Source organism: Ruegeria sp. AE3 (assembly GCF_056542225.1).
The window spans coordinates 191,937-207,385 of record NZ_JBQFZL010000004.1 but is presented as its reverse complement, the minus strand read 5'-3'; the positions used below and the strand labels follow the sequence as shown (position 1 = coordinate 207,385).

At 62.1% G+C, this 15,449-nt stretch carries 10 protein-coding genes; 3 read left to right on the top strand and 7 right to left on the bottom strand.

Annotated elements, in window-relative coordinates:
* Positions 1 to 44: 44 nt before the first annotated feature.
* On the top strand, positions 45 to 3,209 hold the full coding sequence (locus tag ACR0NZ_RS11055; RefSeq protein WP_480518904.1) for a valine--tRNA ligase: 3,165 nt from the start codon (positions 45 to 47) through the stop codon (positions 3,207 to 3,209).
* Between the two features lie 135 nt (positions 3,210 to 3,344).
* Positions 3,345 to 4,508 carry a benzoate/H(+) symporter BenE family transporter gene (locus tag ACR0NZ_RS11050; RefSeq protein ID WP_480518902.1) on the top strand — a complete coding sequence of 388 codons (1,164 nt, stop codon included), beginning with the start codon at positions 3,345 to 3,347 and terminating at the stop codon, positions 4,506 to 4,508.
* A 140-nt stretch (positions 4,509 to 4,648) separates the two neighbouring features.
* Here the strand turns inward: ACR0NZ_RS11050 and ACR0NZ_RS11045 are convergent, their stop codons facing one another.
* Positions 4,649 to 5,431 (bottom strand): crotonase/enoyl-CoA hydratase family protein, encoded by a 783-nt coding sequence (locus ACR0NZ_RS11045; protein WP_209505660.1) that lies wholly within the window; start codon positions 5,429 to 5,431, stop codon positions 4,649 to 4,651.
* Positions 5,432 to 5,497: 66 nt separating this feature from the next.
* Positions 5,498 to 6,568 carry an SMP-30/gluconolactonase/LRE family protein gene (locus ACR0NZ_RS11040; protein WP_480518900.1) on the bottom strand — a complete coding sequence of 357 codons (1,071 nt, stop codon included), beginning with the start codon at positions 6,566 to 6,568 and terminating at the stop codon, positions 5,498 to 5,500.
* 90 nt (positions 6,569 to 6,658) lie between these two features.
* Here ACR0NZ_RS11040 and ACR0NZ_RS11035 point away from each other — a divergent pair, with 90 nt between their 5' ends.
* On the top strand, positions 6,659 to 7,774 hold the full coding sequence (locus ACR0NZ_RS11035) for a pyridoxal phosphate-dependent aminotransferase (RefSeq protein ID WP_480518898.1): 1,116 nt from the start codon (positions 6,659 to 6,661) through the stop codon (positions 7,772 to 7,774).
* Positions 7,775 to 7,900: 126 nt separating this feature from the next.
* Here ACR0NZ_RS11035 and ACR0NZ_RS11030 read toward each other — a convergent pair whose 3' ends face one another.
* From ACR0NZ_RS11030 to ptsP, 5 genes are all read right to left on the bottom strand, one after another.
* A complete protein-coding gene (locus ACR0NZ_RS11030; protein WP_480518895.1) occupies positions 7,901 to 9,091 on the bottom strand; it encodes a pyridoxal-phosphate-dependent aminotransferase family protein in 1,191 nt (396 codons plus the stop codon).
* Between the two features lie 51 nt (positions 9,092 to 9,142).
* Positions 9,143 to 9,775, bottom strand: a complete 633-nt coding sequence (locus tag ACR0NZ_RS11025; RefSeq protein WP_480518893.1) for a bifunctional 4-hydroxy-2-oxoglutarate aldolase/2-dehydro-3-deoxy-phosphogluconate aldolase — start codon at positions 9,773 to 9,775, stop codon at positions 9,143 to 9,145.
* Positions 9,776 to 9,779: 4 nt separating this feature from the next.
* Entirely contained in the window at positions 9,780 to 11,585 is a 1,806-nt protein-coding gene (gene edd, locus ACR0NZ_RS11020; protein WP_480495142.1) for a phosphogluconate dehydratase, read from the bottom strand.
* A 2-nt stretch (positions 11,586 to 11,587) separates the two neighbouring features.
* Positions 11,588 to 13,033 carry a glucose-6-phosphate dehydrogenase gene (gene zwf, locus ACR0NZ_RS11015; protein WP_480473668.1) on the bottom strand — a complete coding sequence of 482 codons (1,446 nt, stop codon included), beginning with the start codon at positions 13,031 to 13,033 and terminating at the stop codon, positions 11,588 to 11,590.
* A gap of 149 nt (positions 13,034 to 13,182) precedes the next feature.
* The gene (gene ptsP, locus ACR0NZ_RS11010; RefSeq protein ID WP_480518891.1) at positions 13,183 to 15,426 is read right to left on the bottom strand and encodes a phosphoenolpyruvate--protein phosphotransferase; all 2,244 of its coding nucleotides are present in this window, start codon (positions 15,424 to 15,426) and stop codon (positions 13,183 to 13,185) included.
* Positions 15,427 to 15,449 lie beyond the last annotated feature (23 nt).

The following is a 15,449-nucleotide window of genomic DNA, read 5'->3' as shown; positions in this document are numbered from 1 at the left end:
TATTGCAGGCGCTGACCCGAATTTGTTGACGCAGGACGCATCCCATGGCGATGGAAAAGACATTCAACGCGGCCGAGGCCGAGGCCCGTATCTATGAGGCCTGGGAACAGGCCGGAGCCTTCAAGGCAGGCGCGAACCGTTCGCGTGATGAGAGCTTTTGCATCATGCTGCCACCGCCCAACGTGACCGGCGCGCTGCATGTGGGACATGCCTTTAACCATACACTGATGGATATTCTGATCCGCTGGCACCGGATGCGCGGGTTCGACACTCTGTGGCAACCTGGTCAGGACCACGCCGGCATCGCCACGCAGATGCAGGTTGAAAAGAAACTGATGGCCGAAGAGGGCAAGAAGCGCACCGACTACGCGCGCGAGGAGTTTCTGGCCAAGGTCTGGGATTGGAAGGGGCAATACGGCCGCAAGATTATCGAACAGATGACGCGGTTGGGGAATTCCTGCGACTGGTCGCGCAATGCCTTTACCATGGCGGGCGCGCCAGGTGACCCACGCACCGGGCACGAAAACTCACCCAACTTCCATGATGCTGTTATCAAGGTCTTTGTCGACATGTACGAAAAGGGCCTGATCTATCGCGGCAAGCGACTGGTCAATTGGGACCCGCATTTCGAGACGGCGATTTCGGACCTTGAGGTCGAGAATATTGAAACGCCGGGCTACATGTGGCACTTCAAGTACCCCTTGGCGGGCGGCGAGACATATGAGTATTTGGAAAAAGATGAAGATGGGAATGTGATCTTTCGCGAAGAACGGGATTATATCTCGATCGCGACGACCCGCCCGGAAACCATGCTGGGCGACGGTGCTGTGGCCGTGCATCCGTCGGATGAGCGCTACGCGCCCATCGTCGGCAAACTGTGCGAAATCCCGGTTGGCCCGAAAGAGCATCGCCGCCAGATCCCGATCATCACCGATGAGTATCCCGATCCCGATTTCGGCTCGGGCGCGGTGAAGATCACCGGCGCGCATGACTTCAACGACAACATGGTGGCCAAGCGCGGCGGCATTCCCATGTACCGCCTGATGGACACCAAGGGCGCGATGCGGGCTGATGGCGCTCCTTACGCCGAAGAGGCGGGCAAGGCGCAGGAATACGCGCGCGGCAAAGCGTTCACCGAGAATGAGATCGACGCGATCAACCTGATCCCGGATCACCTGCGCGGACTGGACCGGTTCGAGGCGCGTGTGAAGGTGGTCGAGGAAATCACTGCTGACGGTCTGGCCGTGATGACCCGCGCGGATGATCCGCGTCTGGGCACCAAACTGGGCGAGGATGACGACCCGGCGGCTCTGGTGCCTTTGGTCGAGAGCAAGCCGATCATGCAGCCCTTCGGCGACCGCTCGAAAGTCGTCATCGAGCCGATGTTCACAGACCAGTGGTTCGTCGACGCCGAAAAGGTCGTCGCCCCCGCGCTGGACGCGGTCAGGAACGGCACGGTCAAGATCATCCCCGAGTCGGGCGAGAAGACCTATTACCACTGGCTGGAAAACATCGAGCCCTGGTGCATCTCGCGCCAGCTGTGGTGGGGGCATCAGATTCCGGTTTGGTATGGGCCACACCCAGATGACGTAGAAAGCCATGAACGTGTATTGGCGTTCACTAGAAGCTTCCCCGTCGGTGGAACATTGCCAATTCCTGACGAACTAAAGGAAGACTTTCGTATCGTCGCGCAAAATAGGAAAATTGAGTTCTGCGCCTCTTCAGAGGAAGATGCAAAGAATGCTGCTCGCAAGGTGTATTCGGAAGATTTTGAAATCGCTTCCCAAAGCTATGAAAGAAAGGTGTCTCATAGAACGGGGCGCGAAGATTTTATCTCTGGAGGCGGCCCGCTACGGATTTCTGAGCGCGCAAAAACAGTTGTCATCTGGCGCGACCCCGACGTCCTCGACACCTGGTTCTCCTCCGGCCTCTGGCCCATCGGCACGCTGGGCTGGCCCGAGGATACCGAGGAGATGCGCCGCTATTTCCCGACCAGCGTTTTGGTCACCGGCGCGGATATCCTGTTCTTCTGGGTCGCCCGGATGATGATGATGCAGCTGGCCGTGGTGAACGAGGTTCCGTTCCACACCGTCTACCTGCACTCGCTCGTCCGCGACGAGAAGGGCAAGAAGATGTCCAAGACCACCGGCAACGTCATTGACCCGCTTGAAATCGTGGACGAATTTGGCGCCGACGCGCTGCGGTTCACCAACGCCTCGATGGCGGCGATTGGCGGCGTGCTGAAACTGTCGCGTGAACGCATCACCGGCTATCGCAACTTCGGCACCAAGCTTTGGAATGCCGTCCGCTTTGCCGAGATGAACGAGGTCTTTACCGACGCCGTTCCGCAACAGGATGTGGCAGACCTGAAGCCCAAGGCCGCCGTCAACCGCTGGATCATCGGTGAAACCGCCCGCGTGCGGGAAGAGGTCGACGCGGCGCTGGAAAGCTATCGCTTCAACGATGCGGCGAACGGGCTATATGCCTTTGTCTGGGGCAAGGTCTGCGACTGGTACGTGGAACTGTCGAAACCTCTGTTACAGGGCGACGACGCCGAGGCTCAGACCGAAACCCGGGCCACCATGCGCTGGGTTTTGGATCAGTGCATGGTCCTGCTGCACCCGATCATGCCCTTCATCACCGAAGAGCTGTGGGGCCTGACCGGCAACCGCGCCAAAATGGTCGTCCATGCCGACTGGCCGACTTATGGTACCGAACTGGTCGACGCCGACGCGGATCGTGAAATGAACTGGGTGATCTCGGTGATCGAGAACACCCGCTCGGCCCGTGCGCAGATGCGGGTGCCTGCGGGTCTCTACGTGCCGATGCTTGTGACCGAGATCGACGCCAACGGCCAAGCCGCATGGGACCGAAACGAGGCGCTGATCAAGCGTCTGGCCCGGATCGACAGCCTGACCAAGGCCGATGAGCTGCCCAAAGGCACGATCTCCATCGCGGCCCCCGGTGCGAGCTTCGGCCTGCCGTTGGCGGATATCATCGACATCGGCGCGGAAAAGGAGCGGCTGGAGAAAGCCAAGGGCAAGCTGGCCAAGGAACTGGGTGGCTTGCGCGGGCGTCTGAACAACCCCAAATTCGTGGCCTCGGCCCCGGATGAGGTGGTCGAGGAAGCCAAAGCCAACCTCGCCGCCCGCGAGGAAGAAGAAGCCAAGCTGAACGAGGCGCTGGCCCGTCTGGCCGAGATCGCCTGATCTTCACCTTTTCAAAAATACTCATACCCCAAACCCCGCCGCTGATCCGGCGGGGTTTTCTTTTGCGCGTTCAGACCTTGCCCGCCCCTGCCGCCGCTTGTTAGCAATCACCAACCCCAACCGCCCGAGGCTGTCATGACACAGTTTGCCCCACCGCTCCAGACAGTCTCGACCGGGCTGGTTGTCGCCATTGTCGGGTTCTTCAGTTCCTTTCCTATCGTGTTGCAGGGGCTGGCCGCGATGGACGCGTCTCCGGCGCAGGCGGCCTCGGGTCTGATGATGGCGGCCATCGCAATGGGACTGACCGCCATTGTGCTGAGCCTGTGGTACCGGCAACCGATCAGCGTCGCCTGGTCGACACCGGGGGCGGCGCTGCTGGCGGTGTCCGCGACTCCGGCGCTGGGGTTTTCCGAGGCAACGGGCGCGTTCCTGTGTGCAGGGGCGCTGACGGTTCTGGCCGGGCTCTGGCGGCCATTGGGGCGGCTAGCGGCCGCCATTCCGACGACTCTGGCACAGGCCATGCTGGGGGGCGTTCTGCTGCCGCTTTGCATTCTGCCCTTTCAGGCCGCAGTCGAATTGCCCGCGCAAGCCCTGCCGGTGATCCTGACATGGTTCATCGCAGGCCGGATCAACCGGCTGTTCGCCGTTCCGGCGGCCGTTGCCGCCGCCGCGCTGGTTGTGGTACTGAACGCAGGCGACACCTCGGTGACCCCGGCGCGATGGCTGGCGGCACCGGTCTGGACCATGCCCGGTTTCTCGCTGGCCTCGACCATCGGAATCGCCATCCCGCTGTTTATCGTCACGATGGCGACCCAGAACATTCCCGGCATCGCGGTGATGCGCAGCTTTGGCTATACCCCGGCTCCGGGCAGGCTGTTTTCATCGGTGGGTGGGGCGAGCCTGTTATCGGCTCCGTTTGGTGCGCCTGCCACCTGCCTTGCGGCGATCACCGCTGCGATGTGTTCCAACGAGGACAGCCACCCCGATCCCGCGCAACGGTACTGGTCGGCCATCATGGGTGGGGTGTTCTATGGTGTATTCGGTATCTTTGCCGCGGCGATTACCGGCTTTGCATCCCATGCCGATCCGCTGTTGATGGGGACACTGACCGGTGTCGCCCTGATCGGCGTGCTGGCCAATTCGATTTTCGCAGCACTTGAGGTTCCGGTCGAGCGTGAGGCCGCGATGCTGACCTTTGCGATCACCGCATCGGGCATCTCGGTCTTTGGGCTGGGCGCGGCGGTCTGGGGCCTGCTGGTCGGCGGGCTGGCCTATCTGGTGAGCAACAGAATCCGGTAGCCGCTTTCGCATCCTGCCCTTGCCGGGATTAATCGCCCCTTGGTTGGTTCGGCAGAACGTAAGGCCGTGATGACGGAAAACGCCGATTTTGAGATGCGTTACAACATGGCTCGCGATGCTCGGCGGCTTTCATGCGGTGATCACTTGAACTCGGGCTTGCGGCCCTGCATCTGCGCCATCACGACCTCCATCTGATGCGGCTTGCCGATCAGCTCAACCTGCTCGGCGGATTCCGCCTTGAGAACATCCGCGCGGGGCTGGGTTTCGGCCACTTCGATCAGCCGCTTGGCGGCACGGATGGCCGAGGGGCTTTGACCGGCGATGTTCTCGGCAATGGCCAGAGCTTCGGTCAGCGGATCATCTGAAAGCTGCGTGACCAGCCCCCAATCCATCGCCTGCTGCGCACCGATGGGCCGGGCCGTGTAGGTCAGCAGACGCAGAACGTCCGAACGCACAAGCCGGGGCAACAGAACCATGCCACCCATATCGGGGATGATACCCCATTTCATCTCCATCACCGCCAGTTTCGCCTCGGGGTGCGCGATACGGATATCCGCGCCCAGCGCAATTTGCAGGCCACCACCATAGGCGACGCCCTGAATGGCGCAGATCACCGGCACCGGTACGCGACGCCAGATCAGGGCCAGCTCCTGCATCTCGTTGGCATCCTCATGGCTGCGGGTCATCAGCCATTCGGTGGGATCCATATGGGCCATCTTTGCAAAGCTCGCCATGTCGAGCCCAGCGCAGAAGCTTTTCCCCTCGCCCGACAAAACCACGGCGCGGGCGTCCGAGGCGGCGACCTCTTGCCCGGCAGAGAGCAATGCCTTGACCATCGCGTCATCCAGCGCATTCATCTTGTCACCTCTGGTCAGGGTGACATGGGCAACATGGTCTTGATAGGTGACGGATACACGTGACATGGGGGACCTCCCGAAATTCAGTTGCGGCGACCATGCCCGGACGGGACGCCGAATTCCACTGCGACGTCAGGGCAGATCGCTGACAGGCATCCGCCCGAACCAGGGGGAATCGAGCGTCATGACATAGAACTGATCGCCCACGATCCGGCCCCCTGTCGTGATGCCAATACGGCCTTGAGGGTCTTGAAGCGTGCGCAGGATCGTGCCTTCACCATCAAACTGCACCAGCATACCCCGATGGATCGGTGCCGGGCGTACAGCCGGACCCAGCCGCCAGACCACCTTGCGCAGGAAGGGGTACGGCATCAGTGCCTCGGACGGGACACGCGGGCTGGCGAAGGCCATCCAGTAGGTGCCATCACCTTGTGCTTCGAGATTGTCGGGATAGCCGGGCAGGTTGTGCAGCAAGACCTCTTGCTGACCGGCTTTGGGCCCGCTGAGCCACAGCTTGTGTACCCGTGCGCGACCGGTCTCGGCGATCAGCAGGAAATCTGCGTCAGGTGAGAGCGCAATGCCATTGGTATAGACGAACCCAGTGGCAATCTTTTCGGTGCGGCCATCGGGTGTGTGACGGGCGACATAGCCTGTATCGGATTGTTCCCAGATGGTCAGGACCGAAGTCGGCTTGGTCCCGCCCATGGTTTCGGGATCGAACCGGTCGGAAGAGTTCGAAAAATAGATCGTGCCGTCCTGCGCCACGTCCAGTTGGTTTGCATAGACCACGGGCGCACCGTCGATATCGGCCACCACGGATTCAAGCGTGCCCGGCCCGGTCCAGCGCATCACGCCGCGAAAGCTGTCGGCAATGTAAAGCGCGCCATCCGGTCCGGCCCTGAGACCCAGAGGACGCCCACCGAGTTGGTCGGCCACAACAGGGTCGGCCCCGTCAATGCGATAGAGCGTGCCAGACCGGCTGGTCGTATAGACCGCGCCGTCGGGCAGGATGGCGATGTCTTCGGGGCCGGTTTCCCCATCGGGCAAGTGGATCAGCTGCGCGGCGTCCAGCACGGTGTTCTCGGCGAAATCCCCTGTGAAACCGGCATCTTCCGGCATCTCAACGGCGACGGGGATAACGGGAACGGGCCAGAACAGAAGATAGGCAAGGCCCAGAAGAACAATGGCAGACAGTATGCGCATTTGCGCTCCTTACTTGTGTTTCAATACGTTCTGACGCGCGGGATGATGTGCGCGCTTGCCCGAAGCTCGGGCTTGGGGTTATCTGCAGGCATGACAGGACCACGATACACCCCGCTTGCCCAATCCCTGCCCGCCACCGTGCCCTTTGTGGGCCCCGAAACGCAAGAGCGTCAGCGCGGCGCGGCGTTCATTGCCCGTCTTGGCGCCAACGAGAGCGTGTTTGGCCCCTCGCCCCGCGCGATCCGGGCCATGGAGCAGGCCGCGTCTGATATCTGGATGTATGGTGATCCCGAGAACCACGATCTGCGCCATGCTTTGGCCGAGTATCATGGGGTAACCTCCGAAAATATCGTTGTGGGCGAAGGGATTGACGGGCTTCTGGGTTATCTTGTGCGTCTGATTGTAGGGCCCGGGGATGCGGTTGTGACCTCGGACGGGGCGTATCCCACCTTTAATTATCATGTCGCCGGGTTCGGTGGCGTTTTGCACAAGGTTCCCTATGCCGGGGATCACGAAGACCCGGCGGCCCTGTTTGCGAAGGCGGCCGAGGTGGGTGCAAAGCTGGTCTATCTGGCCAATCCGGACAATCCGATGGGCAGCTGGCATTCCGGCGCGGATATCGTGGCGGCGATGGACGCCCTGCCCGACGGGTGCCTGCTGATTCTGGATGAGGCTTATGTGGAATGCGCGCCAGTTGGGACAGCGGCACCCGTCAGCGCAGACGACCCTCGCGTGATCCGGATGCGGACATTTTCCAAGGTCTATGGCATGGCGGGCGCACGGGTTGGCTATGCCATGGGAGCGCCCGACCTGATTGCAGCCTTCAATAAGGTGCGCAATCATTTCGGCATGAACCGCGCGGCGCAGGCCGGGGCGCTGGCCGCGTTGCAGGATGGTGCGTGGCTGGAGCATATTCAGACGCAAATCGCCGAGGCGCGTGAGCGGATAGCAACGATTGCCCGCGAAAACGGGTTGGAGCCGCTGCCCTCGGCCACCAATTTCGTGACGATTGATTGCGGGCGGGATGGGGATTTTGCCCGAGCGGTTCTGGAGGCTCTGGTTGCGCGGGGCCTGTTTGTCCGGATGCCGTTTGCAACGCCCCAGAACAGGTGCATCCGGGTAAGCTGTGGTGAAACAGCAGATCTGGATGCTTTTGCGGCCGCCTTGCCCAAGGCGCTAGCGGAGGTGCGGACAAAGACGGGCTAGCTCTGGTCTGTCTTGCCATCGGGTCAAAGGGGGGCTGTCTGCCCCCCATCGCGCAAAGCGCGATTCCCCCCGAGGATATTTTTGGCCAGATGAAGGGGCGGATCAGCGCTGTTCGTCTGAAGTGTATCAGGCGGCCAGGACGGCAGCGGCGGCCTCGAGCGCGCCTTTGCCACGGGGGATATCAAGCGCGGCCATGGCCGTTTCCATACCGCCCAGCATCGCCATCACCATCTGCCCGTTGACATGGCCCATATGTCCGAGGCGGAAACAGCTGTCGTAGTCCTCCATCCCAAGACCAATGCCCAGCGTCAGGCCCAGCTGATGTTCAGTGAACGCGCGCAGGGCCGTGCCGCGCCCCCCGTTCAGGCGCAGGGCGGTAACGGCATGGCTGCGGTGGGCGCGGTCGGCAACGTTCAGATGCAGCGCGCCGCCTTCGGCCCATGTTTCGCAGGCCGCCCAGATGGCAGTAGCCAGACGTTCATGGCGGGCCCAGACCTGTTCGATCCCTTCCGCATGGATCAGGTCGAGCGCGGCGCGCAGACCATAGAGGTGATGCGTCGGCGCGGTACCGTCGAAATACTGGTAGAACAGGTCGGGATTGGCGCGCGGCTGCCAGTCCCAATATCGTGACACACGCGGCATGGCGGCCCGCTTGGCCTGTGCTTTGTCGTTGAAAAAGACGAAGCCTGTGCCTGCGGGGGTCATCAGGCCTTTCTGGCAAGCGGTGACCGTGACATCGACGCCCCATTCATCCATCTCGAACCGGTCGCATCCCAGCGAGGCGATGCAATCGGCCATCAACAGCGCCGGGTGGTCCAGATCGTTGAGCAGTTTGCGCAGTGCCGGGATATCGTTGCGGATCGAGCTTGATGTGTCCACATGAACCGCGAGAACGGCCTTGATCTGGTGGCTTTTATCCGCGCGCAAAGCGTCGGCAATTCGGTCGAGATCCCAGGCGGATGAGGTGCCGAAATCGATCAGCTGCACCTTTGCCCCGATGCCTTCGGCCATCTCGGCCCAGCCATGGGTGAACCGGCCCGAGGCAGGAGCCAGAACGGTTTCGCCGGGGGCGATCACGTTTGACAGAGCGGCCTCCCACGTGCCGTGACCATTGGCAATATAGATGGCAACGTCATGGCCTGTGCGTGCAACCCGACGCAGGTCACGGGTCAGGGCGGGCATCATGTCGATGAGCGCGCCATCGTAGATATTGGGCGACGGACGATGCATCGCCTGCAGGACCGCGTCCGGCATTACCGACGGGCCCGGGATTGCCAAATAAGTTCGCCCATGAGAGAGGGCAGATGTCTGTGTCATGGGGTCAACCTGTCTGAGTTGACGCCCACATTACTGAGGGGCTTCGCGGCGTCAATCCGCCAGCTTCGACGCCTCGCGCGCAAGTGTTTCGATCCCGGCCCAGTCACCGCTTTCGACCATCTGCTTGGGCGCGACCCAGCTGCCACCGGCGCAGACCACGTTGGACAGGGACAGGTAGTCGCGGGCGTTGGACATCGACACCCCGCCTGTCGGGCAAAAGCTGATCTGCGGCAGGGGCGCACCGATTGCCTTGAGTGCGGGCGCGCCGCCCGAGGCCTCGGCCGGGAAGAATTTCAGCATGTCATAGCCTTTTTCCAGCAATGCCATCGCTTCGCTGGCCGTGGCCGCACCGGGCAGCAGCGGCAGGCCCTCGGCCTCGCACGCCGCAAGGAGCGCGTCGGTTGCGCCCGGAGAGACGCCAAACTGCGCGCCCGCCTCTTTGGCGGCGCGGACGTCTTCGGGTGTGACCAGCGTACCTGCGCCGACCACGCCGCCGGGCACCCTGGCCATCGCGCGGATCGCGTCGAGCGCGGCGGGCGTGCGCAAGGTGACCTCGAGCGCTGGCAGACCGCCTGCGACCAATGCCTCGGCCAGCGGGCGGGCCTGCGCGACGTCATCGACAACCAGAACCGGAACGATCGGGGCCAGTGCGCAGATCTCGCGGGTACGTTGGGATTTGGACATGAGATTAAACTCCGAAAATGCTGGCACCGGTGTCGGCCGAGCCGACATTCTGGCGGAACGTATCAAAAAGATCGCGCCCTGCACCGTGTTGATTGGCGGACAGGTCGGCGGTGACGGGCGCGCGGTCCAGCACACCAGCGGTGAGGATTTCCAGATCACCCCTGACCGCATCGACGCGCAGGATGTCACCATCCTGAAGGTATGCAATGGGGCCACGGTCGAGCGCTTCGGGGACAACATGGATGGCGGCGGGCACCTTGCCGGAAGCGCCAGACATGCGGCCATCGGTAACCAGCGCCACTTTCTGGCCCCGGCCCTGCAAGATCGACAGCATGGGCGTCAGTGAGTGCAGTTCCGGCATCCCGTTGGCCTTGGGACCCTGGAAGCGCACGACGACGATGACGTCACCGGTAAACTCGCCCGCCTTGAAGGCTGCCTTAACCGCGTCCTGGTCGTGGAAAACGCGGACCGGAGCCTCGACCACCTGATGTTCGGGGGCGACGGCCGAGACCTTCATGACGGCTGTGCCCAGATTGCCGGTCAGGCGCGACAGGCCGCCAGTGGGCTGGAACGGGTCGCGGGCAGGACGGACGATCTTGTCATTCAGGCTGTGGCCAGCGCCGTCTTGCCAGGTCAGCTCACCATCGATTAGCTTGGGCTCCCGCGTGTAATTGTGCAGGCCCTGACCGGCGACGGTCAGCGTATCGGGGTGCAGCAAGCCTTCTTCGAGCAACGTGCCGATCGTGAACCCAAGCCCGCCTGCGGCGTGGAAGTGGTTCACGTCGGCCAGACCGTTGGGATAGACCCGTGCGACCAGCGGGACCACGGCGGAGATATCCGAGAAATCCTGCCAATCCAGCACGATGCCCCCGGCGCGCGCCATGGCGATCAGGTGGATCAGCAGATTGGTCGAGCCTCCGGTCGCCATCAGGCCGACGATACCGTTCACAAAGGCCCGTTCGTCGAGCACCTGATAAACCGGGGTATAGCTGTTTCCCAGCGCGCTGAGCGACAGGGCGCGGCGCGCGCCCTCTTGTGTCAGCGCGTCGCGCAAGGGCGTGTTGGGATTGACGAAGCTGGAGCCCGGAAGGTGCAGGCCCATGAACTCCATCAGCATCTGGTTGGTATTGGCGGTGCCGTAGAAAGTGCAGGTGCCGGGGCCGTGATAGGCGGCCATTTCGGCGGCCATCAGTTCGTCGCGCCCGACCTCTCCGGCAGCGAATTTCTGGCGAACCTTGGCCTTTTCGTCATTGGGCAGACCGCTGGTCATTGGCCCTGCGGGCAGGAACACGGCAGGCAGATGCCCGAACGCCTGCGCGCCGATGATCAGACCGGGGACAATCTTGTCGCAGACGCCGAGGAAGACTGCCGCGTCATAGGTGTTGTGGCTGAGCGCAATGCCAGTTGCCAGAGCAATCACGTCGCGTGAAAACAGCGACAATTCCATCCCTGCTTCACCTTGGGTGACACCGTCGCACATGGCTGGCACGCCACCTGCGACCTGAGCAGTACCTCCGGCGGCGCGGATCGCATCGCGGATCAGGGCGGGGTACCTTTCAAAGGGCTGATGGGCGGACAGCATGTCGTTATAGGCGGTGACGATGCCCAGATTGCCCGCCGTGCCGGTGGCCATGGATTGCTGGTCTTCACCCGCACCCGCATAGGCATGGGCCTGACCACTACAGGACAGGTGCGCACGGGCGGGACCTTTGGATCTGGCCTGTTCCATCCGGTCGATATGGGGGCCGCGCAGATCGGCGCTGCGGTCGATGATCCGTTTGGTGACGTCGGAAATGACAGAGTGAACCATGATTACCCTCCGATCTGACGCCAGCGACGCCCATCACGATGCATCAGCATCAGTGCTTCTTCGGGGCCTGAACTGCCCTGATCGTACTTGGCGGGTTTGTCCCCGCGCTGTTCCCAGCCGTGAATGATGGGATCGACCCAGGCCCAGGCGGCCTCGGCCTCGTCCCCGCGCATGAAAAGGGTCTGATCGCCCCGGATGACATCCATGATCAGGCGTTCATATGCGTCCGGGGATTGCGAGTCATCACCCAGCGCGTCGGCAAAGCTCATGTCCAGAGCAACATCGGACAGGCGGAACCCGCCCTGCCCCGGTTCCTTTATCGTCGTGCGCAGGGTGATGCCTTCGTCTGGTTGCAGGCGGATCACCAGCACGTTGCCGTGCAACGGGCCGACATTGGGAAAGATCGTGTGTGGCGGGTCGCGGAAGAACACCGCGATTTCAGAGGCACGTGCGCGCAGGCGTTTGCCTGTGCGCAGGTAGAACGGCACCCCGGCCCACCGCCAGTTGCCGATATGGACCTTGAGCGCAATGAAGCTTTCGGTGCGGCTGGCGGGGTTGCCAACGTGATCAAGGTATCCGTCACCGCCCTTGCCCGTGCGATATTGACCACGGGCGATATCCCTGGGTTCGACCGGTTCCAGCGCCTCGATCACCTTGACCTTCTCGTCACGCACCGCGTTGGGAGAGAACTTTGACGGAGGTTCCATCGCGGTTAGGCACAGCAACTGCACCAGATGGTTCTGGATCATGTCCCGCATCGCGCCGGATTGATCGTAATAGGCCCCGCGCCCTTCGACCCCGACGGTTTCCGCCACGGTGATCTGCACATGGTCGACATGGGTCGAATTCCAAAGCGGCTCGAACAGGGAATTCGCAAAGCGCAGCGCCATCAGGTTCTGCACGGTTTCCTTGCCCAAATAATGGTCGATCCGATAAATCTGGTGTTCCTTGAAACACGCCCGCAAGCCTTCGTTTAGCGCCCTGGCCGAGGCAAGGTCATGACCGAAAGGCTTTTCAACAACGATGCGACTGTCCGGCGTGGCCAGACCGGCGTCATGCAGGCGCTGCGCAATGCCCGAAAACAGGCTGGGACCCACCGACAGGTAAAAGGCCCGCACCACGTCGGGGCGCAGCAGCTTGGACAGATCGGACCATCCGGCATCGCCCAGTGCATCCACCGGCACGTATTCAACATGAGACAGGAACCGGTCCAGCGTGTCCTTTTTGAACTTTGGTGCGAATTCCTGCATCGATGCGCGGACCTGATCGCGAAATTCGTCGCTGTCGATATCCGAGCGCGCCGTGCCGATGATCCGCGCCCCATCGGGCATCTGGCCGACCTCGAACCGATGGTACAAGCCCGGCAAGATCTTACGTTGCGCCAGATCCCCGGTCGCGCCGAACAACACAAGATCGAACGGCTCTACCGGAATTACGCGTGAAACCATCACAGGCTCCTTCTCGAGTTTGCCGATATCAGTTCAGCACGGCATGAAACGGCTCTGCGGCACGCTGTTACCGCTAACATTGCCTGCGTGATAGAAAGCCTGCGCGAAAAAATCAAGCATAGTTTCCCCAAAAAGCGAGGTTTTGAGGGCTATACCTGACTGCGCAGCCATTCCATCACGGCCGGACGTACGGATTGTTCGCCGCGATGGCGCGCGTCGGCGATGATTTTTCGCACCTCCATCAGGTCGCACCGCAGCAACAGGCTTTTGACCGGACCAATCGACGCCGGGCGCATAGACAGGGTGCGAATACCCATGGCCGCAAGGCACAGCGCCTCGACCGGACGGCCCGCATCCTCGCCACAGAAACTGAGCGGAGTGTCCGAAAGCCCGCAGCGTTCGACAATGCGTTCCATCAGGCTCAGGAAACTGACATTCAACGTGTCATAGCGGCGGCGGACCAGTTCATTTTCGCGGTCAGCGGCAAAAAAGAACTGCTTGAGGTCATTCCCACCGATCGAGATGAAATCGACCTCGTCAAAGAACTTTTGCGGCGCAAAGGCCAGTGAAGGGGTTTCCAGCATCGCGCCGACTTCAAGCGTTTCGGGCAGAACGTGGCCCAGTCGCTTTTCGCGTTCGATGGTTTTGTTCACTTCCCAGCGGGCTTCGCGATATTCCTCGGCCTGCGCGACAAAGGGGAACATGACGGTCAGCGGGCGACCATTGGCGGCGCGCAGAAGGGCCTGCAACTGCATCCGCATCACGCCGCGTTTGTCCAGACCGACACGAATGGCGCGCCAACCCAGGGCCGGGTTGGGTTCGGCCACGTGTTTCATATAGGGCAGTACCTTGTCCGACCCGATATCGAGCGTGCGGAACACCACCCTTTTGTCGCCCGCGGCATCCAGAACCCGCTGGTACTGAGTGACCAGCTCGGACCGTTTGGGCATCTTATTGCGGATCAGGAATTGCAGCTCGGTTCGGAACAGGCCAACACCCTCGGCACCTGACGTTCCCAGCGATGGCAGGTCGGCCATCAGACCCGCGTTCATCACCAGATTGATACGCGTTCCGTCGCGAGTGACACAGGGGGTTTCGCGGATCGAGGCATAGCGTTCCTGTGCCTTGGCCTGCATCGCGATTTTGTCGCGGAAGGCGCTGACCACGCTGTCTTCCGGACGCAGGTGAACAACGCCCTGATCGCCATCCACCAGCACGTGGTCGCCGTTCAGCGCTTCGGTCGTGATCCGGCCCACATGGACCACCAGAGGGATCGCCAGCGCACGGGCCACAATGGTGGCGTGACTGCCGACTGAACCTTCTTCGAGGATGATCCCCTTCAGCGCCCGACCGTATTCCAACAGGTCGCCGGGGCCGATATTGCGCGCGACCAGAATCGGATCGGGTGGCAGATCGGCGCTGTCGGTTTTTCCCTGCCCGGTCAGAATGCGCAGCAAACGGTTGCTGAGATCGTCAAGATCCGCCAGCCGTTCGCGCAGATAGGGATCAGACACCTGCCCCATCCGGGCGCGCGCCTGGGATTGTTCTTTCTCGACTGCGGCTTCGGCGCTGAGCCCCAGGGCAATGTCCTCTTCCATCCGGCGCATCCAGCCTTTGGAATTGGCAAACATCCGGTAGGCTTCCAGCACCTTGAGCTGTTCGGTGTCACCATCCCGGGAAATTTCGAGCATCTTGTCGACGCCGACGCGCAGCTCTTCCACTGCCTCATTCAGACGTTCGCGTTCCCGGTGCGGGTCTTCGGCAATCGGATTGGTGACGACCACGCGGGGTTCATGCAGCCAGACATGGCCTTCGGCGGAACCTTCCTGCGCCGGGCCGCCGCGCAGCAGAACCGATTGCTGGTGCCGTGGCGACAGGGCCGCGCCTTCGCCAACAAAGGCGCCCAGTTCGGCCATTTCGGCCAGCACCATGGCCACCACTTCCAGCGCATAGATCTCGTCGGCGGAAAATTCACGCGCTTTGCGGGACTGGACAACCAGAACACCCAGCTTTTCCCCAAGGCGCTGCACCGGCACGCCGAGAAAGGACGAAAACCGCTCTTCCCCGGTTTCCGGCATATACCGGAACCCTTTTTCAGACGGCGCGTCCGGGGTGTTGACCACCTTGCCGGTCTTGGCGACCCGGCCCACCAGCCCCTCGCCCAGGCGCATCCGGGTCTGGTGTACCGATTCCGGCGCAAGCCCTTGGGTCGCACAGAGTTCCAGGGTCTCATCATCGCGGAACAGATATATCGAGCACACTTCGCTGCGCATGCTGTCGGCGATCAGATGAGTGATCTGATCAAGGCGCTCCTGCCCAGCGGCTTCGCTGGCCATCGCCTCGCGCAACCGCCCCAGCAGCTTGCGGGATTCTGTTTCCGTGCCGTCTGCCATGGCCCAACCAATTCAGTGTGTCA